The sequence below is a fragment of the Nostoc sp. genome (assembly GCF_036919815.1).
Lineage (GTDB): Bacteria > Cyanobacteriota > Cyanobacteriia > Cyanobacteriales > Nostocaceae > Nostoc.
The window spans coordinates 65366-86455 of the sequence record NZ_JBALCE010000091.1 but is presented as its reverse complement, the minus strand read 5'-3'; the positions used below and the strand labels follow the sequence as shown (position 1 = coordinate 86455).

Genomic DNA, 21090 nt, shown 5'->3' with positions numbered 1-21090 from the left:
AATTAGGGCGGGCAAGATGCCCACCCCACAAGAGTTCTGTTTAATTCGGTTATGCAAATTAGATGTTTTTCAGCTTATCTCATTACACAAGGAGTTAAAGGAATTATTAACTTGACCAAGGTTAATAGCTTTGAAAACGCATTTCACTAGGTCGGGAACAGCTATATATTTCAGTTCTAATAATTGAAGAAAATTGAACTTGCACTAACCGTCAATCCGTCAATCAAGTTTTTGGATGATAATAACTCGGCTAGAATCAGAAAAAGCTCCGGCGTAGCCCGTCGTAGACATCGCCTAATTCTCAAACAAACTAATATCAACGTGAAAAAAGTTGCCTAAGTCCTTAGCCATCTCCTGGGTAATTTCTTGTTTTCCACTCATAACTTGAGAAACAACCTCTCTTGAACCAAGAATTGCTACCAACTCAGCTTCATTAACACTCTGAGCATCAATCAGATGGAGAAACATTGAGTGTGCCGTTGATTCTCCCAACAGCTTTGTACCAGTTGTTAAACGCATCACAGGAATCAGCATAATTTTGGCAAAATTCGCGCAGCTTTTTACGACTAATGATGTGCATTATAGAAAATCTCGGTAAGCGTAAAACTCAGCGTCTTTAGACCTGAGATATAAGCGACATTTCGGCACTTCGACAAGCTCAGTGACCACAAGCTCAATGACCACTCGTGTGACTTCAGTCACCTAAGTTTTTCTTGATTCTCCCCTACTTTGTGATATATTAAAATAATAAACAGTTTCACCTAACAAGAAATATAAAACTTCAAAAAACAAGTTTTCTAAGCGGTTACACCCTCCTTAAATGTAGACAGCGTGAAGAAAAAGTAAGTTTGCGAAGTTTTCTAGAAAGGTGAGAAAGTTTCAAAAGTAAGGGGAAAGCTTAAGAAACTTAAGCTGACTCACTAGACGGTGTTTGACCACCTTAGCGAGAATTAGATTAAACTAATTCTGTCTGTAGAATCTCAGTGGCTAAAGCTACAGAGAGTGTCAAATCTAGCTCAACTGTGCCACAAGTTGATTTTCCAACAGCGTATCATTCGTTAACAAGTCCTCAACGGTGATTCGCAAAAAGCGTTGCTCATCAACTTGAAAAAGGATTTTTATCCGATCGCTTCCAGGATATCCGGCTGGTGTCAGTTGGGCAATTGTCCTCGCGCCTTCTTGATCGTTGAGGGGTTTAACGCTGGTTTCACTACCATCCAGACGGCGAGTAATCAAGCGATCGCCATCAAAATAAACTTCAGTGTTACCTGTATCTGCTCCCAATTCTCCCATAATTAACTCAATACTAGGCTGATTTTCCAAAGAAGCGCCTAAGACTAATTCCACTGGCTGACTCATTGGATATGCCTGTCCAGCTTTAATTAAAGAATGCCATTTGTGACGCTGATTGCGACGATCCCAGTAGCGGATACCATAACTATGATACAGAAAGTCTTTGATTTGCACACCTTGAGCTAGCTGTAATGCACCTTCAGCGATCGCTTCAAAGGGACGTTCGCAACGGATTTTTTCTGGCTCAAAATACTGTTTTATCCATGTCTGCACTGCTGGTAATTGCACTGTTCCACCAACTAACAAAACTGCATTAATATCTGGAAGTTCAATTCCTTGGCGTTTTGCTTGCTGCAACAGTGTCGTCATCGACTCATCCAGTAACTCAAAAAATGCGTGTTCTTTGAGGATATTTTCAAAAGTGTCGCGGTTTAGTTCCAGTTCATAGCTTTCAAATGTCTGATCGTCAAAATAAACTTCACTAGCTTGGTTTTGGGTTGATAGCTGAATTTTTACCCGTTCTGCCAATCGTGTTGTCAACGGACTTACCGCCAACTCTTGAGTTTTGGCAAAGTAATCTACTAACCAATTATCAATATCAGTACCGCCCAAATTTTGCCCAGCTTTCGCCAGGACACGGGCAGTTTTGACTTTTTGTTTTGAATCTTCAGCCAAGGACTTATTACCCCACTTGAGGATAAATCCTAGCGGCTTTGTGGTTGCTTGCACGCCTTGATCTAAGCGGACAAGAGACAAATCCAAAGTACCGCCACCAAAGTCAATCACCAAGAGAATTTCTTGATCTGCCAAGCCATAACCCAAGGCGGCGGCTGTGGGTTCATCCAGCATCCGCACCTGTTCGACGGGAAGGGCTTGACAAACTTTCCCCAACCAGTGACGATAAGCTTCAAAACTGTCTACGGGTACGGTTAAGATTAGAGAATCTAACCCACCTTGCAAGGGTGCTAGTTGCTCAATCACCTGAGTAAGAAACCATTGCCCTACTTGTTCAAAGGTGACAATTTGCCCATCTAGTTCGGGTAAGAAACCTTGGATATCTGCACCGATGCCTCGCTTAAAGCTGCGGAAAAATCGCGTTTCGCCTTTGAGGTCAAGACCGCGATCGCGCACTTGTTGCCCGACTAAGACTTTATTTTGGGTTGCGTCTTCAACATAAACCAAGCTGGGAATCAGTGGCGGATTGAGACTTTGTTTAATTGATAAACCTGGTAGATTCAGGGTTTCTGGCTGCTGGGTTACAGGGTTCCAACGAGCAATGACTGTGTTGCTAGTACCAAAATCGATTGCGATCGCCATATTTTATATTTATTATCTCGCACGAAGAGGCCAAAGCTGCTTTATTTTTGATTATTCTCTATAAGTCACCAAGAATGCAAATACGCCCAGACGCTTGCTTCTTTGTATCCTAACCTAGATATCAATTCAGTCCGTTCTGGTGCAGCTAGTCTTTATCTGTCCTCTGATGTCAAAACTAGTTCAGTCTGGCTTGTTTTGAAATCCGTCTAGTTATTTCAATTTCTTGCTTTGTTTTATCTGCTTCATCTTGATATTCCTCTGCTAGTTTTTCAAGATTATTTGCTATGGACAATACCTCTTGCGCTAACTGTTTCGTCTGTGCTGATTTTTGATGATATTTTTGAGAGGCTTCTGTAATTTCCGAAAAAATATCTTTATATTCTTCCGGTGGATTTTCTAACCAATCTTCAAACTCGCTTTGTGGTTTTTGAAGAATAGCAAAAGTTTTTTCCCAGGAGATTTTAAGACGCATATCCAACGTCTTAATCTCCTTGTTTTTCGCCTTGAGTTCTTTGGTATTGTTTACTCCAGCTAACTCGTAGACTTTAGCTTTTAGCTCTTGAAGTTTCATGATTACTATCGAGCATCCAAAATTTAGAGCATTTTATCGATTCACTTATTTTAATTTCTGATAAAGTCTTTCATTCTCTTCACGAAGACGCTGACTCTCTTGAACTAATGTAGCAATTTGCTGTTTATGCTGTTCAATTAAATCTCTTGCTTCATCTCTTTGCTGCTTATACCGTTTGGCATGGGCAACTCTTCCACCTAAACTCTTATTATTTTGAGCTAATTCCTGTCTTCGCTTCTCAACCTCATTGTATTTCTTTTTTAGCTGCTCCAGTTCTTTAACCAATTCCACTTGAGCTTTACTATTCTCAGCTTCAGATCGGAAGGCTTCATTTTCAGCTTTTAACGAGGCAATTCGTGCTTCTAATCTCTTAATTTCTTTGTCTTTGCCAAACAGTTTCTCTTGTAATGCTTTGATCAGACCCAGGAGCTTAGATTTTTGTTGATCTTGTTCATTACAAGCTGCTTCAAGCTCATTAGCGCGATCGCGGAGACGACCAGCCCGATTCTGTAGAACTTTAGCTGTACATTCGTATTTAATAATAGCAATAACCCTGCTACGGTCTGGTTCATCCAACTGTTGAACTTCAGGGCTACGCCAAAGATCATCGTAGTTGGTACAATCATGGCGTAGATCCTGGGTTTGGACGTGTCCAGGAGCCGCAATTAACTCAGAGTTTTTCAGCCGAACTCGGTCATGCCAGTAGTCAAACAATGCCTTGCTGTCGTCCATTAGTGTGCGATCGCTTGTAAAGTATCTATTTATCCTTAAAGATAGAGTAACTGAAAGCTGACACGGAGCCTTATTTACTCAGAACTACTTTAAGAAATCTTCACTTTATTGCATCATCTGCGATCTTTGCCATGATTTAGACGGTATTTGATAAATGCGTATCCTGCAATTGAACTAGGAATTCTATTTTTGGGGAACGAGCTTAGGCAATACCTGCTCAAGGATTCGTTTTTGACCATTTGGAGTGAGAGCAACTTCATTCTCACCAACAGGTCGAATATCCTTACTTTTGATTAGCCTAGATATAGCAACATTAACGTTTTGAGGGTTATGGCTGGTAGCATGTTCACGTAGTTCAGCCCGACTCAAGCGATTATTGGCGGCATGATACAGCAGCAACAGAACTTCATCCGTTGCATAAATATCCCTTGCCAGAATTAGAGGTTTTCCATCCAATTCATGAATTACTGAATGTTCTAGTTGAACAATTTGGGCAATGGTTTCTGCAACAACCTTTCGATCCCGATTCCAAACTAGGCGGAGAAATTCTGCAAAAATCCATTTGCTTGCATGAAGCACTAGCATTGAATCCATATAGTTTGCGGTGTACTCGGTTGATATGTGAACAGCACCGCGATCAGAGCGAAATCCATATACAACCTCAATCACTTTAGCCAAATGATAACGATCCTTCGAGCCAAGTTGATGAGGAATGTTTTTGTTCAATAAATCCTCACGAACCTTACCAGGCAATTTTCGATGATCAATCTTTCCGGTATCCATTTGAAGCAAGCAACGCGAAATCGCTTCACAAAACCGCCCACCGTCTAGTTCTGTTGGTTGCCAGTCGCCAGCTAGAAATCGTTGCTGCATTTCGACATAGCATTGTACCACTGCATGGGCAAAGTGAGAGTCAACAATTGTCGAAAGTTCCTGAATTAGTTGCTCAGATGTCCTTCTCATGGTTACACCTCACCAGAATTTTCAGAAGATTCATCGGTGGATGCGTTATTTTGTGTGGAGCCTATCAATCTCTCAACCTCAGCCAAGCCTGGAGGTAGTAGTTGGAAACCACCCTGCACTTTAATCAAGCTTCCTTGTCCTGAAGTTGCTTGTAAGCGCCGTCCTAAATGACGCTCATCTACCTCGATGCCAAGTCCGAAATATAGGAACTGCTTTAGCTTGTAGCTCGAAACCACTATCTCAGGGTTGCTTGTTGCCTTACCAATTGCCCACAGGCTAAACAAGCCCTTCTGAATGACTGTGCAATCTTTAATGGCTGCATGAAAATCAATATTCGAGGCAAATAATTTCCAACTAGCTACCCAAGGCTCCACTTCTTTGGAAAATCTATTATTCTTGTGCTTGCCATTCTTTGTAGAATTCTCTGAATCCTCCTCGCTTTTGGCATTTGACTTAGAGCTTCGTGAGGATGCACCTGAAGTTAAATTCCACTTGCTCTCTATCTTGTCATCAAGCAGTTCTGTAAGAACTTTTCGCGCTTGCTCTTGTCCCGACAGGCGTAGCCCAACCATCTCTTTTTCAACAATCAAGTCAGCACTCTTGCCAATCCATGTGGCAGTGTTGTTGTCATACAATTTAACTCTTTTGAGAATATCATTCAACTCAGTACGATGAATTTCCTCTCGTTCCTCTACATCTAATGAATACAGGAGTGCTAAGTAGGTTAACCGACGTGCAGCATCTAGCCTGTTTGCAGCTTTGAGCCGCGTTTCCATTAGCTGTAGTTGTTCACCGTTGTGCCGGAAAATCTGTTTTAACTTCTCAGCATCAATTCCATAAGCAGCAGGAAGTTGAACAACTGTATCAATCGTAGATTTGTTGTTCTCGTCGCTGGATTCGTTGTTGAATAAGGAAAATTGTTCAGGTTCGGCATTATTTAAATCACGAATCACAGGACGACCATTAGGTGGTTTTCCTGGTGTCATTTGTCCACCAACGATCGCGGCGATCGCAGCACCACCCCAGCTAATACCTACTTCGTTAGTCAAAGCAGCCTCAATCTCGCGTGAGTAACCCTTGCTGGTTTCAACGAATTTTAAAGTGTTGATTACCGGAGGTAGACTACCGCCATTACTTGATGCTGACCCGTTATGCCCTTCACCTATTGGGGTTTCCACACATTACACATCCTTTTGCGCCAGGAAGAAGCATTTCACGGCAGTTTTTACATCGAATCTGCTGAGGACAGTTTGAGCAGTAGAACCCAATGGTGGGTAAGGGATGTTGGCAACAGGGACAGGTCTGCATATTATTTAGTCTCCAAAACTCTATTTGAACTGCATCTTACAAGGAGGTTTAGATAGAGCGCGACTATTTGGCAGTATTGGAGGCTATAGAGTGAAATCTTTAGGAGCTATACTTAGCAAAAGTTTTAAACTTTTTATAAATTACAGGCTAATACTTTCTTATTATTGACATTTCTGAGTGAAATATAGTTTATGAAGCATTCTTATGCAGGTCTTCCTGCCTTCGAGCGACTTTTACTTTTAATTGCTACGTTTCTCAGATACCCAGGGGTTGGTTATATTGATTCCATGCAATCTGACTCTGAGAAATCTCATCATAAATTGCAATTAGTACAATTGTACCTCCAGAAAGTAGCAAGTGAATTGAATATAGAGCTACCCCTTTATTCGCGTCATACCATCCAAAGTGATTTGAAGACTCTTCGCCGCTATGGGCTTTTAGATCGGCGACCTTACCGATGGGGTTACTATGTTGGCACAGCAGCAATGAATTGGGAGGAATTACAAGTTGCCCTCAATGCCCTACACTCTCAGGCAAGGTATCAGGAAGACCCTCAAATTAACCAGATTTATAAAAAACTAACGCAACGATTACGGGGGTTAAACCTGAAAGATGAGATGTTTTATCCGGTGAGAACCCAATTAGACCGAGTTATTGTCTACACCGATCCACAAGAAATGATGGCCAAGGGCAAATATCAAAGCCGAGGCACACTATTTGAAAAACTAGATGCACTTGAAGCGGCAATTGTTAAAGGACAAGCAGTTGAGCTTTATCGCTGGCGTAATCCGTATAACCCTGGAAAAATCGGATATGAGCAAGTTTATCCCTTGCAACTGATTTATGCAGACATTGCCTGGTATTTGTTGCAGGAAGATTACAAAGACGGTCATCTTGTAGTATCACGTATTGCTCGCTTTAGCGAGCGCTTCAAGGGGGCAATGCTCAGTTCATCTATCCTCAACATCTAGCTGAACAACACCATAAATTTGCTCGTGCATTAATAGATCGGTATTCTTCCAAAGCCCATAAATCAGGATGATTGACCGCCCAACTTCAACAGAAATTCTTTCGTGCCCAGTTTTTGTAATACAACCCTGTTGCGAATTCGCCATAACCAAGATAGAAATACAGCGATAAATATTAGAGCAGAAGGTATCAGATGGCTATTGGGGGAAGGTGACGCTTGTTCGCCCTTCGCATCTCCCCTTGCGAGAAGACTCGCTCTAAGCGAAGCTATGCCGTTGGCGCGGCCTCTCGTAGAGAAGGCTTTACGCTGCGCTATCAGCCGTCTCTGCTGTAAGAGGGGAGGTAAGACTTCATGCTGGGCGAAAGTCTAAGTGGAGGCACTGCTCAATTAGTAAATAAATCTACCACTAACCCGGAGTATCGGGTTAGTAGTAGGTAGTTTAGGCTCAATCTTCATGCCGTAACTGCCATACTGCACCGAAAGCAGCACCAGCCCCAGCTAACAATCCGGTACTCATCCCTTCGATAGTTTTTTGGATTGGATTTTGAGTTAGACACTCACTTGTAACCTTACTGTCTTCCAAGCAAAGACTACTTTCTGCCCAACCGGCAGTACCTCCTAAAATTACACCAGTTATACTACAGCAAACAACTAGCAGTAAAAGACGTTTATTTTTTCTAACCATAGATAGATGTTTCAAAGATTGAATATAGTAAATGACTCTCACCTACTATACACATTCTTGCTAGCAAATGTCATCTGGTTTCAACAAAACTGGCTCCCCTGAAAAGCCCTCGATTTTTACAGACAAAAGTTTTATTACATAAAGATCGGAGCATTAGACTGTGATATCTTTCCTAGAATCCAACTAAATTCATAGCTAAAATAGACATAGGAGTGAAAAAGAATTGTTTTGACGTAGCAATGCTACGTCAAAACAGGAGTTCTGGGTAACGCATATTTAATTTCTAGAGATGTCTAATTTATATCAAACTTTGATTTGAGTAAGTTAAAAAATCTTTTTGGCACTATTTTTCACCTATCTCTGCTTAATCTCCCCTTCGGGTAAAGCCTTTTTTAACCGAGAGTTAACTAAAATTTATCAATAATATTTCTTGTTTATAAGTATGTTTCTAGTAGAGTTTCATAAATTATCTATAGTTGTACCATGAAAATTCGTAGAACTTTGATTGGATTGACAATTGGTGTGCTTTCTGCAATCAGCATTTCTGATATCTGGAACATTGACAAAGTAAACGCTGCATCTGTGAATGATACGAATTCACAACAGCCAGTTTGCACAAAGTTTGCTACTGGTACATATCTCACGACAATATCTGATTCAACAGGTAAGTTCGCATCTCGCTCACTTATCACGCTGACCACTGACGGTAATATCTTGGTTACAGACTCTAACCAAGGTGGCGTTTACCAAGGTAAAAATCAGTTCAATCCTTTCACTACCTCTCAGGGTTCTTGGAAGTGTAATAACAATGGGGACATTACCGCCACGATATTAAACTTCAATTTATCAGGTTCTCTACCTCTAGCAAGCAATCCTCTCAGCATTGGTGGGCAAAATTATAGAATGAGGCTCAATCAAAGTACTCAGACGCTGCAAGGAACAATCCAGCTTCGTTTCTTTGATTTAAAAGCAACTGTGCAAGAAGCTACTGGTTCCAAAGGGGTGCCGCTTACGTTTACATTTACCGGACAGCGCGTTACCACTAAGTAAACCAAAAACATTTTCCCAAATTGGGAATATTTCACCAAAAATTCCTCTTCCAGATGGTTGAGGGATTTTTCTTTTGGTGTCGCTTTTGCATCTCCCTGTTTTTGGGGTGTTTTTTGTCTAAGTCCCATTAACACACCCGACGTTAATTTATATAAAACTTACGCACAAGTCATGGAATAACGTAGACGCATTGGCGTTCGCGTTAGCGTCTCTGAAAGAGAAGCCTCTCGTTGGCGCAGCCTCTCGAAGAGAAGAGAAGAGAAGAGAAGCGGCTTGCCGCAGGCTACCGCAGAGGCGCAGAGAAGCCAGTGCGTTGCGTATTTTCCAAGAGTTGTAGCAACTGGCGCTACACAGAGAAATCAGAGTTTGAGAGATATTTTGCGTAAGTCCTGATTTGTTTACATACATTTAAATTTTTTTGCCGACTTACTTGAATCGCATAGATCATATTTTTACCTCTTTTGAGGTACTAATACAGGCAGTTGACGGGCGCCGGCTACGAATTTGGCGTGTTGTCCAACAGTCAAAACATTGAACTGACTCGATATAAGTTCTAAACTTTTGTTCACTATTGCCAGCTTTTTGTAGGTGGGGACACTCATACCAGGAAAGAATGATAGTTCTGGCACATCCTCTTGACTTAAAAAATCTGTAGGATGGAGTAGCAAAGAAGGCTGGACGTGTGTAAGTTTACACAGCCATAGGGCAATTCGCAGGTAGAGTAACGCCACTTCCGAAGAAAATGTACTCAGATACATTATGTAACTGAAGTGAATTGGCACCTTAAAAATTGGCATGGTGGTAACGGGAATCTCAATCAGTTTATCCTTACCCATGTGCCACTCGTAAGCTTTTAGAGGCTGCAAACCGTCTTTGAAACCCCCAAATAGGGCTTCCCGTTTCTTGCGTTCTTCCTTACTCAGTTTACAGGTCATTAAATAATAAGCTCGTGCTAAAGGCCCCAAAAATGTAGGGAAAGTCGAAGCATCATATTCATATCCCCGTCTTGCTAAGACTTTCAATACCGCAGGAGAAAAACTGTATCCAGGCCCTCGAAAACCGATAGGATGTTGACGAGTAACGCGCTTGATATGTTCTTCAGCCAAGGCCACCTCTTGTTCAATCTCATCCTCTGAATACAGATGTAGCCAAGGATCATGATAGAATGAATGATTGCCAATTTCGTGACCAGCGCTAGCGATCGCTTGTAATGCCTTAGTATTCTTTTGCAACGCTGCATCCTGACCCACAATAAACACTGTGATTGTCAAATCCCATTGCTGAAGAATATTTAAGAAACGAGGTACTGCGATATCCAGGTAAGATGGGAAAGTCTCCCAACCCGGAGCGCCCTGATTTTTTAGATAAGACCAAATATTATCCAAATCTAAAGAAAGACTGGCTATTGGTTTGTTGGCTGGTCGTTTGGTTGCCATATAAGTTTAAGTATTCGGACAATTTTAAGCGTAAATTATACTGTTATTTTTGGGCTTTATCGGTCAACTTTTGCACTTCAACTCAGGGCTTTTAAGCCCTCAAAACTAACTTGAGAAAGTACTCGTATACTGTAGCAGAAGTTTGCCTACCTTTAACAAGGAGTTTGAGTACGGGCAATTCATGTAGCTTTAGCTGACCGCAGGGTATTGCCCCTACTTGTCTGGTTAATTGAGATAATAGCTGGATTTTTGCCAAGCTGGATTAGATATTGATTTGCTGTCTCTGAGTCAAACACATTGCAATTCCCTTTTCGTAGTAAGCTGCCTCATTAATAAAAATCGGCCAAACGGTAGATGTTCCCTGATAAACAATTGTTTGATCATCAAAAGTTATAAAAATTGGATCTCCTGGATTCAAAGCTTGATAATCCTTGTCCTGAAGCTCTGGATGAATCATTCCAAAGATTGTCCCATCCTGTTTTTTTGGATAGTCCACATTAGATAAATGGTGATAGACAATCAACGTTTCTTTAGTTGATGGAATTTCACCCTGGTTAAATTGTTCCAGATAGTCCAGAACTGTGTGAACAAGTTCTTCTGTTTGTTGGAACAGCGTCGCTTTTAAGAGGCTTTGGGCAATGGGGCCAACCTCGAGCCCAAAGCCTAATTCGCACAGAGAATTTACAAATGGGTTTTCTTCAACTGATTTAAAAGAGCAGCGATAAACCCTCACCAAAGGATTAATTTGGCTTAGATAAGCAGCTAATTTCAAGTTTAAGGGATGACTGTTTACCAAAATAATTGTCAGACCCATATTAGCTGTAGTGCTGTGCAAGTCTAAGATGAAATCTGCTTGTTTATCCCCATTTGATATTAAGGTGTTCTGAATTGATTTAGCTTGCAATTCTTCGTAACTGTTCCGAGTCGCATCTTCTAAATCTTGTTTGAGAAAACAGCGATTTAAATCCTTCTCTACATATCGCCGACTTGCGGCAAAAGCGTTAGGATTTGCTAATAGACTGACTGTCTCAAAACTTGGTCTCCTAATTAGATGGGGAAACTGGGCAAATTTTTGGATCAGGTAAGCCCCTGTAAACTCATTGCCATGAGTTCCGCCGACAATTGCAACTCGATTAATCTGGTTCACGATTACACCAACTTCTCAATGTACCTTATAAAGGATTCACTTTACCGATGCGATCGCGCCCATGTGGTTGATCAAGATAAGACATATCAGGCCCATCGGGAATGATTCCGCCTGGATTGAGTGGGAATAGGTTCCCGTAGTAGTCCCGCTTCACACTCTCGACATCGCAGGTGTCAGCAACACCTGGAAGCTGATATAGATCACGCAGATAACCTCCGAGATTCTGATAGTCTTGAATTCGCCGCCGATTACACTTAAACAACCCGTAGTAGGCACTATCAAACCGAAATAACGTTGTGAATAAACGCACATCTGCGAGTGTGAGATTGTCTCCGCACAGATAGCGATTAGTCTGCAATGCAATCTCAATCTCATCAAGAGTTGCGAACAGTTCATTACAGGCTTGATTGTATGCTTCTTGAGTCTGAGCAAAGCCGCAGCGATACACACCGTTATTTACCGCCTGATAAATCTTCTCATTCCACCAGTCAATTTTCTCTTTGAGTGCTTCTGGGTAGAGATCGAGTCTGGGATTGTTGGCGAACTCGTTAAACTGAGAGTTCAGCATCACAATAATCTCTGAACTCTCATTATTGACGATAGTTTTTGTTTGGCTATCCCATAGTACTGGCACTGTAGAGCGTCCACTGTAACCAGGTTCTGCCAGTTGATAAAATTCAGCTAGTGTGCTGCAACCCTGTTCTTCCTGGTTAAATATCCAACCGCCTTCAATGGGAGAAGGAGAGACGATACATACTGATATTACCGCTTCGAGTTTTTTGAGCGATCGCACAACCAGGGTTCGGTGCGCCCAAGGACAGCCCAGCCCAACATAGAGTTTGTAGCGCCCCTCTGCTGGTGAGTACGGATTCCCTAACTCTGTGCCAATGAACTTCCGAAACTGGCTATTCGGACGAATATACGCTCCCGACTGATTGCTAGGAGCAAGCTTTGACATCATGATCTGCCAGATAGTCGTCCAGACATACTTTCCCAGCCAGATGATCAGCTTAGGAGGGAGTGTCCTGCCCTTTTTCTTTGGGAGATTTTTCTCCTCATCCATCCGAGTTGAGTTGCTCATGACGACAATCTGGCTTTGGGAGGGATTGATATTACCACTGTTTTAATTAAGTAGGTTTCCATGCTTACAACCCACTCCGAGTTTTACTACTTTACTACGCTTTGCCTGTATTTTGTATCATTATCTTCACAAAAAATGTCTTAGCTTTAAGCTAATCGTCATCCAAGTTGCATCTTTGGGTGTATGTAGTCTATGTAACATCACAGAATTGGTGAAAAGTTAAAGTGATCAACAATTTATTTGTCAATAAGTAGTAGTCTTTAAAACCTAGTCAAAAATCGACATCGTAAACACAATTTTTCAGCTAATGATAGCCAATGGCACAACTGCTACCATACTCCTACAACGAAGGAGGCTACGCGCAGCGTCTCCATTTGTGCAGCGTCACTAAGGGAAGGAGAAGTTCTGAGCAAAGAAAACCGACTCTCTGACTTCTCAGTGCGTTTATATGTCGTATTTAAAAGCATCGTTCATCCTTACCCTGAAAAACCAAATACAAGGCTTAATTGGCTACTGCATTATATAGTTTTTTCAGTGTAATTACTTATTTGTTAAACAGACTTTACATGATCTTGATAGAAATCACATGACATCTTAACACTAAGTAAACCGAAAAAATATAAATTTAGAAAGAAATTACTGAAAGAACAAAAACATAAAATTTACGTAGGAATAATTGTAGATAAAGTGACTGAACTTAATAACAAGACTAACCTTCTAGAGGAAACGGATTTAGGAACTTTAATAGCTCAGGGTGCTACTACAGACAAATGGCAAGTATTGCCGTACAGTGTTCCAATCCTACCCGTACATGCCGCCCTACTTCATACTGGTAAGGTATTCTTTTTCTGTGGCTCAGGTAATGATCCCAGTCGGGTAAATACTCCTTATGACAGTGTAGTTTGGGATGTAAACAAGGGAACCTTTTCCCGTCAAGCGCCTCCATTGGATAGTAATAATCAACCTATTGACCTTTTTTGCTGTGGTCACTCCTTCACTGCTGATGGGATGTTAATGGTTGTGGGTGGAACTCTGCGCTATGACCCATTTTATGGTTCACCCTCTGTTGTGATGTTTAATCCCATTACCGAGAAATGGGTCAAGAACGCATCAATGAATAATGGCCGCTGGTATGGTACTGCGTTAACACTAGGCAGCGGTCGTATCCTTGCAGTGGCTGGATTGGATAAAGATGGCAAACTCAACAGACAACCAGAAATTTATTCTTCTACATTTGCAAATGGTTGGAACGCTTTTCCAACAGGTAATTCCTACCCGCAATACGCACATCTATTTCTACTAAGTAACGGAAACATCTTTTATTCAGGTGCTTGCATGGGCGGCAATGCAATGACGCCAAGGATACTAACCCTGCCGGGGACATTTACACAATCCATCACAGAAAAACTGGTGCCAGGACTGCAAGACCCAAATTTCGGTAATCAAGCTGCCAGTGTGCTTTTACCACCTGCACAAGACCAAAGGGTGATGATTATGGGTGGGGGTAATGGTAATACGGCAACAGCCAGGGTGAATATTGTAAGTTTAAACCGGACTAATCCAACTTACGTAGGATCAAGGTTTTTAAAATATGCTCGGATGCATCTGAGCGCAGTTTTGTTGCCCGATCGCACAGTGTTTGTTTGCAATGGTAGCAAAATGAATGAGGACACAACAAAATCAATGCTGCCAGCAGAAATCTACAATCCAGCCACAAATAGCTGGACAGCAGTAGCTAAACAAAATGTCCCCCGCGTATATCACTCAATTGCCTTGCTCTTGCCAGATGGTAGGGTAATCACAGCTGGGGGCAACCCTCGACGGACAGTCAATGAACTGCGATTAGAAATCTATAGTCCTGCGTATATGTCGCGGTCACGACCAATTATTCAGAGAGCTCCTCAAAGATTGAGCTACGGGCTGCAATTTACGATTCAGACACCCCAGGCTAGAAATATTAGATGGGTTAGTCTGATTAGACCAATGGCGACCACCCATTCCTGCGATGCAGAACAAAGGTTAGTGGATGTACCAATTAATTCTCGGAACGCGACTTCTCTGAATGTCACACTAACAGACAATCGAAATATAGCACCACCAGGTTGGTACATGCTTTTTATTAGTGACAACAATGGGACACCCTCAGTAGCAACCTGGACACAATTATTTTAGCCTTACGCGTTTACGTTCAATAGACTGCACTTTACCTAATAAAAGTCATCAATTCTAGGAGTGGAAATATGAGTTACAAGCTATCACGTCGAAAATTTGGCCAGTTGGCACTTGCTGGAACTCTAGTATCTGGACTTAGTTATCAAACCAACAAAGCCTTCGCGCAAACCTCAAGTTTAAAAATTATCGGTATAGGTTCTAGCCCGATCATCAGCACTGACCAAACGGATAGTCCAGAGGTAAACACCACTGAATTAAACAGCATTACCCCAAACAATGTAGCCACAGATATTAAGCCTGTAGGACTTGTTTTGCAATCCTTAATCACAGGAAAGGCTGAGTTACTTACGAATAAAAGTACACCTTTAGTAGAGTCTAACGAGACATTGAGCGGCTTCACTTCTTTAAGCGATGGTACACTGGTTGTAGCCATTACTCCTGTTAGCACTAGTAGGAAACAGGCCACACCTACTCGGATTACATTTTTGAGTACACCTGTAAAAACTTTGATAGTTTCAGGGCTTGAACAGAATCAACAGCTTGGGAGCTTGCTAGGTACTAATGATGGGCGACTCATCGGTCTAGTAGGTAAGAATAACGGTACACCGCCGATCAGATTGGTAGATATTAACCTTCAAACAGGAGAGATCAGTTTCATTAATAAGGTTAAATTCCCGGACGATGAGCGGGTTAGCAATCTAGCTGAATGCCCAGATGGAAAACTCTATACCTCTTTAGTTGAATCCGATGGTGATACATTTCTGGTGCAGCTAGATTCAAATCAAAAAAAACCGATCAGACTGGGACAATTGCAAGTTAATGGTAAAGCATGGAATAATGGCTTACAAAGCTTAGTTTGCTCTGGAACAGGTCAACTCCTTGCCTTTGGAGCGATGAGGTATCAAACACCTAATACTGTGTATAGCGTAGATAAGAACAGTGGAAACATGACTCCGCTAGAAGAATTTGACGCTACTCACATTGCGCTGACTCGTGCTTAGAATAAATTGAGCCGATATCTAACAAAAAAGTGCCAAGCCCTCATCTTGTTTTGAGGGCTTTTTATTGGCATTGATTGGTACACCTTATTATTAAGAATATTTTAATTGATTCACAAAAGGCGCTTTATTCTAAAGTCTCAGAGATGCTAAGAAACCCATCAAATGTAAACCTATCTGGTAGCGAAGTTTGTGCGCCTGGTTTTGTTGTTGCCAAAGCACCTGCTGCTGCACCCCAAACAACTGCCTGATGTAAAGAAAGTCCTTCAAAAAGTGCCGCCGTTAAGCCGCCATTAAAAGCATCGCCAGCAGCTACTGTGTCAACTGCATGAACTGGAAACGCGGGTACAAAAAACTTTTCCTCAGCAGTGGCACAAAAAACACCTTTAGCACCCAGTTTAACGATCGCACATTTCACACCCCGTTGTAATAAAACTTCAGTTGCTTTGGCTGCTTGTTCCTCTCCATCCACCGGAAAACCCACTAACTGCGCTGCTTCAACTTCATTCGGGGTGATAATATCCACTAATGGGTAAAGTTCATTTGGGAAATCAGATTGTGCGGGTGCAGGGTCAAGAATTACCGTTATTTTAGTTTTCCTGGCGGCTTTAGCGGCTGCAACCACGGCAGTAATCGGAATTTCTAATTGTAAAAGTAGTGCTGTAGCTGATGGTAATAAATGGGACAATCGTTCGACATCTTCTTGATTGACACACCCATTTGCACCAGGAATTACAATAATTTGATTTTCACCAGCATGATTGACGGCGATGATGGCGACTCCAGAACTAACAGTTTCATCGACGAAAATATTGTCAATCTGCACACCAGATGCTTGCAAATTGTTGAGAAGTTCTCCACCAAAAGCGTCTGCACCAACACGCCCCACCATTTGCGTAGGAATTCCCAATCTTGCTAATGCTACAGCTTGATTAGCTCCTTTACCTCCCGAAACTTGAAAAAAGTCTTCTCCTAGCAACGTTTCTCCTGGGACTGGTAATCGGGGTGCTGTTGCTACCAAGTCTATATTGATGCTGCCGAAGACGATAATGCTCATGATGCTTATTGTTCTTGATCTTAAAGTTATTCAGTCTGATATTACAGGATGCGATCGCAACTGTTATTCCGCCAACTGAGGACATGATGAAAACAGCAAATCAAAGCATTAAACAAAGACTAGACAGGCTAATTGATTCTTATCCACACTGGCTAAGATGCCCGCAATCCCACCGTGCAATCTCCTAATCCTATAGATGATGCCGCTAAGATATGAATGATTTTTCTCTCTTGTCAGGTTGTGGGGGCGGGGTTGTAAGGTTATGAAAAACTTTTTATAAAGACAGACTTAGATATCTTAAGATTAGTAAACAGAGATCGTTATTTTTCGTCTTAAATTTGTAGCTGACTAAAAACGTGATGTTATGCCGGACTTGGGTAATTTATGACACGCCGTCAGTATTGTAATCCACCAATAGAAGAGGCGGTCTGTGAGTTTCGCTTTGCTCCTGGACAAGCATGGAATTTTACAGTGCCAGGCTTGTTCTATGAAAAAGTAAGAGATTTATACACAGGTGAGCCACAGCAGCAAAACTTAATAGCAACGGAATTTAAATTTGGGCAGATGTCGCCTGCAAAGCCTGAGATTAGAGTAACACAAGGGCTGCCCAAGCTTTTGTTCCCTTCTGCCGATGCCACAAAATTAGTAGGTGTGGGGCCTGATACACTGAGCATCCATAGCCTTCGCCCTTATCAAGGGTGGGATGAATTTAGTCACAGAATTGATCGGGCATTTCAATTTTATTTAGAAGTTGCTAAACCTGTTGGCATAACCCGTATTTCTCTTCGCTACATAAATCGAATAGTTATTTCAGATGATGAGGCAGTTGATCTTAGTGAGTATTTCAATATATATCCTCAGTTTCCGGATACCCTTCCAAGCGGTCTATCAGGATTTATGATGCGAACTGAATCAATTTATGAAGATATTCCAATTAGGCTAGTGATAACCTTATCGGATGCCGAACCACTATCTGAACAAGTTGTATTTATACTTGATTTGGACATTTCTCAAACCTGGATAGAAAAGCCTCTATCTCTTAAAGAAATGCTTCCTAATTTACATGAATTAAAGAGTAGAGAAGGACAAGTCTTTGAGAGTTTGATTACTGATCGTACAAGGGAGTTATTCGATGTCAAGTAAAGCCGCCTATTACATAAAGGACGAACGTCGTAATTCAGAGATAACAGCGCTATCTCAGATACACGGCAAATTAACCCAACTTCCGCTTTCTCAATCAGCAGAAAGCTTACAAAGTGCATCGGTTAGTCAAAATGCCGATCTTGTTATTCTTACGACAGACAGAACATCAACCGTGGGGAGTTGGAAATATCAGTCTAAGATAGTTGCTTCTTCAGTTCAAAGGGTCAAAGCTATCTTTGAGCAATCTGATAATTATGCAGTTTTAGAACTTTCAAGCTGGAGCTATTCACCAGTTCACAAAACTCACAGAAGAATTGCTGAACTAGGAGGCGACAATGAAACTTATAAATACGCCATAGAATGGTTGAAGCAACTACGCACGGTTGTTGCTGCTAACCAAATGTGGTGGGGTGAACCATTGGTAAATCTGAGCTTTGACTCAGAAATAGTTTTTGAGTGGTGGCACGAAACCAAAAAGTTAACTGTTTATATTCTGGGAAATACCGCAGAATACATCAAAGTTTGGGGGACTGACATTGACAATGAAATGGAAGACGGCACGTCTTCATCACCTGCTGAACTTACGACTCTCTGGAAATGGCTAGTTTCATAGAGGTTTGCAGTGAGCGATGTGGTTACAGATGATGAGCTATTGTATCGGTGCATTTTCCGTGGATTAGACAAATATTACCGCATTGGAGAGTTTGGATTAGAACTTACCTCGCAAGCATTTACAGATAGAAATCAAGCACCTTCTGTTGACAGAGCAAAGCTTTGTGATTATGACCCCCAATGCACACAGAAAAACCAAGGTGATGGTGTCGTGAGTCTAATTACTGGCGAAGTTCGGATGATAAATGTTTCTCAGAATGATCAAAAAGGAAAACCGCTTTTTGATTACAAGATTGATGTTTGCCCAAGGCCAACTGATGACAATCCATCTCACGCACAAATTGAGCCATCTCCTGATTACACGAACAGAAATGTTTTTAGGAAAGTTGCAGAAAAACTGGCGCGGCTTGCAACTGAGAGAATCAAGAAACAGGATTGGGAGATTAAGCCACAGGAATTATGAAGTTAGGCGCTGACATATAACCTCGGCTACCTAAATACGGTAATTAAAAACCGTATCACTTTCGGAAAAGCATAAAGGTATCTATTTTGCTCTTTTGATGGCAAAATATTGTCATTCATTTAACTCCATCAATTCTTTCGTTTTCAAATCAGCCGCTATCGGTAGAGAACATCCTTCAATCTCAGGAGAGATAGAGCAAATCGCATCTGTCGTTGTTTCAAAACAATTTGATAACCCAATTGTTTTTAACAATCCTGAACGTTCTAATAGTTGTTTGACTTCGGGTTGTAAACCTGTGAGAATTAAGCGGCAATTGTGCCGTTCCATGTCGTGATAAATATCCTCTAAGGCTACTAACCCAGTTGTGTCCATATTTGGCACAAACCGCAACCGCAGAATTAAATATTTTACTTCCGGTTCATGGCGGAGGAAAGTAGCAAACCGTTCCGCAGCACCAAAAAATACGGGGCCATCTACCCGATAAACGGCAATTTCCTTACCTAATTCCAGAGGAGTACCAGGAGGAAATACTTCGGTTTCAGGTATTTTAACTAGGCTTAAATCGCTCATCCGTTTGATGAACAAAGCTCCAGCTGCAATCAATCCCACTTCTACAGCCAGAACTAAGTCAAACAAGATTGTCACTAGCCAGGTGAGAATCATCACCGCAAAGTCGGAATAGGTAGCACGCATTAACAAACCAATACCTTTCCACTCAATCATTCGCCCGCTAACTACCATCAAAATCCCAGCAAGTGCCGCTAAAGGAATCTGGGCTGCTAGGGGTGCTAAAGTTAAAACAATAATCGCTAAAGCAACGCCGTGAATTACCCCAGATAGTCGAGTTTTGCCGCCAGAACGGACATTCACAACAGTCCGAGCGATCGCACCTGTTGCGGGAATGCCACCAAAAAATGGGACAATGATATTTGCTAATCCTTGACCAATTAATTCGCGATCGCTATTGTGTTTTTCGCTTACCGTCATCCCATCAGCCACCACCGCCGATAGCAACGATTCAATACTTCCCAGTGCTGCTAAAGCCAAAGCGGGATTAATCAGTTCCCGAATCAAGCCAAAATTATTCCAGTGGGGAATACCTTGGGGCATCGGTAAGGATTGCGGAATGCTGCCAATTGTCGGTACATCCAGATGGAAATAACTAGCGATCGCTGTTGCCAACACCAACCCCATTAAAGAACCCGGTATTGTAGAATTAATCTTGGGCCACAAAACCGTGGTTGCAATCACCACTATTGCCAACCCAACAGCAGCCCAGTTTAAAGCTTCTACATGACTTACACTTTGCCAAAGTCCCGGCAAAAAATGTTCACTACGCGGTAGTTGTAAACCAAAGAAATTATTTAATTGACCACAAAATATAATCACGGCAATACCATTGGTAAAGCCTGCTGTCACTGGATAGGGAATAAACTTTACTAGCTGTCCAAGTTTGGCAACCCCCAAGGCAATCTGGATAATCCCAGCCATCACCCCAGCAATCCAAACTTTCTCAATGCCGTACTTGGCGACAATTCCTACCAAAACCACAGCCATTGCACCTGTTGGCCCTGTAATCTGTACCGAGGAACCGCCAAAGATTGCCGCGACAATTCCCGCCACAATCGCCGTGTAAAGTCCAGCTTTTGGTTCTACTCCACTTGCCACCGCAAAGGCTAAAGCCAAAGGCAAGGCTACCACTGCTGCTGTCAATCCTCCCGTCAAATCGCCACGCAGTCCACTAAATAAGCGTCCCAGACGCTGTGGTTTTTTGAGGATATTTGAGATTGCCATATTCAGTTTCAACTCTCATACACAATTTGCTGATACATACATAGATGTGATATGATATCCGGGCAATTAAGCATAATACCCGGAACCCCAAACAGCCTGCGGGGAAAAGCCCCTTTATTATAGACATCGGGGAAAAAAGTCAAGATTATATTGTCATTAGATTGTTTTGGCGATCGCTCGAAGGGATTACAGTCGATAAAACTACAATTGCATTCGCGTAGCCTACCGTAGGTAATCGCTCATCTTCAAACTCAGGACTTTGTTCTGTGTTAATATCAACTGCACGAAACCGCAAAAA

19 protein-coding genes are annotated in these 21090 nt (G+C 41.9%); 7 read left to right on the top strand and 12 right to left on the bottom strand.

Annotation, left to right across the window (positions count from 1 at the left end; genetic code table 11):
• Positions 1–294: 294 nt before the first annotated feature.
• From V7K15_RS21645 to V7K15_RS21620, 6 genes are all read right to left on the bottom strand, one after another.
• Positions 295–534 carry a hypothetical protein gene (locus tag V7K15_RS21645; protein WP_334908616.1) on the bottom strand — a complete coding sequence of 80 codons (240 nt, stop codon included), beginning with the start codon at positions 532–534 and terminating at the stop codon, positions 295–297.
• Positions 535–1011: 477 nt separating this feature from the next.
• Complete coding sequence (locus tag V7K15_RS21640) at positions 1012–2610, bottom strand: Hsp70 family protein (protein WP_334908614.1); 1599 nt, start codon at positions 2608–2610, stop codon at positions 1012–1014.
• Positions 2611–2785: 175 nt separating this feature from the next.
• Positions 2786–3181, bottom strand: coding sequence for a hypothetical protein (locus V7K15_RS21635; protein ID WP_334908612.1), 396 nt, complete (start codon positions 3179–3181; stop codon positions 2786–2788).
• Positions 3182–3226: 45 nt separating this feature from the next.
• The gene (locus V7K15_RS21630) at positions 3227–3913 is read right to left on the bottom strand and encodes a hypothetical protein (protein WP_334908610.1); all 687 of its coding nucleotides are present in this window, start codon (positions 3911–3913) and stop codon (positions 3227–3229) included.
• A 183-nt stretch (positions 3914–4096) separates the two neighbouring features.
• The gene (locus V7K15_RS21625) at positions 4097–4876 is read right to left on the bottom strand and encodes a hypothetical protein (protein ID WP_334908608.1); all 780 of its coding nucleotides are present in this window, start codon (positions 4874–4876) and stop codon (positions 4097–4099) included.
• 2 nt (positions 4877–4878) lie between these two features.
• The gene (locus V7K15_RS21620) at positions 4879–6054 is read right to left on the bottom strand and encodes a hypothetical protein (RefSeq protein WP_334908607.1); all 1176 of its coding nucleotides are present in this window, start codon (positions 6052–6054) and stop codon (positions 4879–4881) included.
• Between the two features lie 321 nt (positions 6055–6375).
• Between V7K15_RS21620 and V7K15_RS21615 the strand changes: the two genes are divergently transcribed.
• A complete protein-coding gene (locus V7K15_RS21615; protein WP_334908606.1) occupies positions 6376–7155 on the top strand; it encodes a hypothetical protein in 780 nt (259 codons plus the stop codon).
• Between the two features lie 444 nt (positions 7156–7599).
• Here V7K15_RS21615 and V7K15_RS21610 read toward each other — a convergent pair whose 3' ends face one another.
• Positions 7600–7839: a hypothetical protein gene (locus V7K15_RS21610; RefSeq protein WP_334908605.1), complete on the bottom strand. Its 240-nt coding sequence runs from the start codon at positions 7837–7839 to the stop codon at positions 7600–7602.
• Between the two features lie 483 nt (positions 7840–8322).
• Between V7K15_RS21610 and V7K15_RS21605 the strand changes: the two genes are divergently transcribed.
• On the top strand, positions 8323–8889 hold the full coding sequence (locus V7K15_RS21605) for a hypothetical protein (RefSeq protein ID WP_334908603.1): 567 nt from the start codon (positions 8323–8325) through the stop codon (positions 8887–8889).
• Between the two features lie 452 nt (positions 8890–9341).
• On the opposite strand, the gene V7K15_RS21600 is transcribed toward V7K15_RS21605, so the two are convergent.
• The 3 genes from V7K15_RS21600 to V7K15_RS21590 form a co-directional block, all read right to left on the bottom strand.
• Positions 9342–10325: a polysaccharide deacetylase family protein gene (locus V7K15_RS21600; protein WP_334908601.1), complete on the bottom strand. Its 984-nt coding sequence runs from the start codon at positions 10323–10325 to the stop codon at positions 9342–9344.
• Positions 10326–10587: 262 nt separating this feature from the next.
• Positions 10588–11472 carry an aspartoacylase gene (locus V7K15_RS21595; protein WP_334908599.1) on the bottom strand — a complete coding sequence of 295 codons (885 nt, stop codon included), beginning with the start codon at positions 11470–11472 and terminating at the stop codon, positions 10588–10590.
• A gap of 25 nt (positions 11473–11497) precedes the next feature.
• Positions 11498–12553, bottom strand: a complete 1056-nt coding sequence (locus V7K15_RS21590) for a glutathione S-transferase family protein (protein ID WP_334908597.1) — start codon at positions 12551–12553, stop codon at positions 11498–11500.
• Positions 12554–13240: 687 nt separating this feature from the next.
• On the opposite strand from V7K15_RS21590, the gene V7K15_RS21585 reads away from it, so the two are divergent.
• Positions 13241–14725 carry a galactose oxidase-like domain-containing protein gene (locus V7K15_RS21585; RefSeq protein WP_334908594.1) on the top strand — a complete coding sequence of 495 codons (1485 nt, stop codon included), beginning with the start codon at positions 13241–13243 and terminating at the stop codon, positions 14723–14725.
• A gap of 68 nt (positions 14726–14793) precedes the next feature.
• The gene (locus V7K15_RS21580) at positions 14794–15726 is read left to right on the top strand and encodes a hypothetical protein (protein WP_334908592.1); all 933 of its coding nucleotides are present in this window, start codon (positions 14794–14796) and stop codon (positions 15724–15726) included.
• Between the two features lie 124 nt (positions 15727–15850).
• Here V7K15_RS21580 and rbsK read toward each other — a convergent pair whose 3' ends face one another.
• Positions 15851–16780 (bottom strand): ribokinase, encoded by a 930-nt coding sequence (gene rbsK, locus V7K15_RS21575; RefSeq protein ID WP_334908589.1) that lies wholly within the window; start codon positions 16778–16780, stop codon positions 15851–15853.
• 384 nt (positions 16781–17164) lie between these two features.
• Between rbsK and V7K15_RS21570 the strand changes: the two genes are divergently transcribed.
• The 3 genes from V7K15_RS21570 to V7K15_RS21560 are packed head-to-tail and all read left to right on the top strand — an operon-like array spanning position 17165 to position 18998.
• Entirely contained in the window at positions 17165–17923 is a 759-nt protein-coding gene (locus V7K15_RS21570) for a TIGR04255 family protein (RefSeq protein ID WP_334908587.1), read from the top strand.
• Positions 17913–18536: a hypothetical protein gene (locus V7K15_RS21565; protein WP_334908585.1), complete on the top strand. Its 624-nt coding sequence runs from the start codon at positions 17913–17915 to the stop codon at positions 18534–18536. The genes V7K15_RS21570 and V7K15_RS21565 overlap by 11 nt, the downstream gene beginning before the upstream one ends.
• A 9-nt stretch (positions 18537–18545) precedes the next feature.
• Positions 18546–18998, top strand: coding sequence for a hypothetical protein (locus V7K15_RS21560; RefSeq protein WP_334908583.1), 453 nt, complete (start codon positions 18546–18548; stop codon positions 18996–18998).
• Between the two features lie 111 nt (positions 18999–19109).
• On the opposite strand, the gene V7K15_RS21555 is transcribed toward V7K15_RS21560, so the two are convergent.
• A complete protein-coding gene (locus V7K15_RS21555) occupies positions 19110–20792 on the bottom strand; it encodes a SulP family inorganic anion transporter (RefSeq protein ID WP_334908581.1) in 1683 nt (560 codons plus the stop codon).
• Positions 20793–21090: the final 298 nt, after the last annotated feature.

Excerpts from the sequence above, each read along its gene's own strand:
- V7K15_RS21645 (WP_334908616.1), bottom strand. The coding sequence starts at position 534 with ATGCTGATTCCTGTGATGCGTTTAACAACTGGTACAAAGCTGTTGGGA.
- V7K15_RS21640 (WP_334908614.1), bottom strand. The coding sequence starts at position 2,610 with ATGGCGATCGCAATCGATTTTGGTACTAGCAACACAGTCATTGCTCGT.
- V7K15_RS21635 (WP_334908612.1), bottom strand. The coding sequence starts at position 3,181 with ATGAAACTTCAAGAGCTAAAAGCTAAAGTCTACGAGTTAGCTGGAGTA.
- V7K15_RS21630 (WP_334908610.1), bottom strand. The coding sequence starts at position 3,913 with ATGGACGACAGCAAGGCATTGTTTGACTACTGGCATGACCGAGTTCGG.
- V7K15_RS21625 (WP_334908608.1), bottom strand. The coding sequence starts at position 4,876 with ATGAGAAGGACATCTGAGCAACTAATTCAGGAACTTTCGACAATTGTT.
- V7K15_RS21615 (WP_334908606.1), top strand. The coding sequence starts at position 6,376 with ATGAAGCATTCTTATGCAGGTCTTCCTGCCTTCGAGCGACTTTTACTT.
- V7K15_RS21610 (WP_334908605.1), bottom strand. The coding sequence starts at position 7,839 with ATGGTTAGAAAAAATAAACGTCTTTTACTGCTAGTTGTTTGCTGTAGT.
- V7K15_RS21605 (WP_334908603.1), top strand. The coding sequence starts at position 8,323 with ATGAAAATTCGTAGAACTTTGATTGGATTGACAATTGGTGTGCTTTCT.
- V7K15_RS21600 (WP_334908601.1), bottom strand. The coding sequence starts at position 10,325 with ATGGCAACCAAACGACCAGCCAACAAACCAATAGCCAGTCTTTCTTTA.
- V7K15_RS21590 (WP_334908597.1), bottom strand. The coding sequence starts at position 12,553 with ATGAGCAACTCAACTCGGATGGATGAGGAGAAAAATCTCCCAAAGAAA.
- V7K15_RS21580 (WP_334908592.1), top strand. The coding sequence starts at position 14,794 with ATGAGTTACAAGCTATCACGTCGAAAATTTGGCCAGTTGGCACTTGCT.
- rbsK (WP_334908589.1), bottom strand. The coding sequence starts at position 16,780 with ATGAGCATTATCGTCTTCGGCAGCATCAATATAGACTTGGTAGCAACA.
- V7K15_RS21570 (WP_334908587.1), top strand. The coding sequence starts at position 17,165 with ATGACACGCCGTCAGTATTGTAATCCACCAATAGAAGAGGCGGTCTGT.
- V7K15_RS21565 (WP_334908585.1), top strand. The coding sequence starts at position 17,913 with ATGTCAAGTAAAGCCGCCTATTACATAAAGGACGAACGTCGTAATTCA.
- V7K15_RS21555 (WP_334908581.1), bottom strand. The coding sequence starts at position 20,792 with ATGGCAATCTCAAATATCCTCAAAAAACCACAGCGTCTGGGACGCTTA.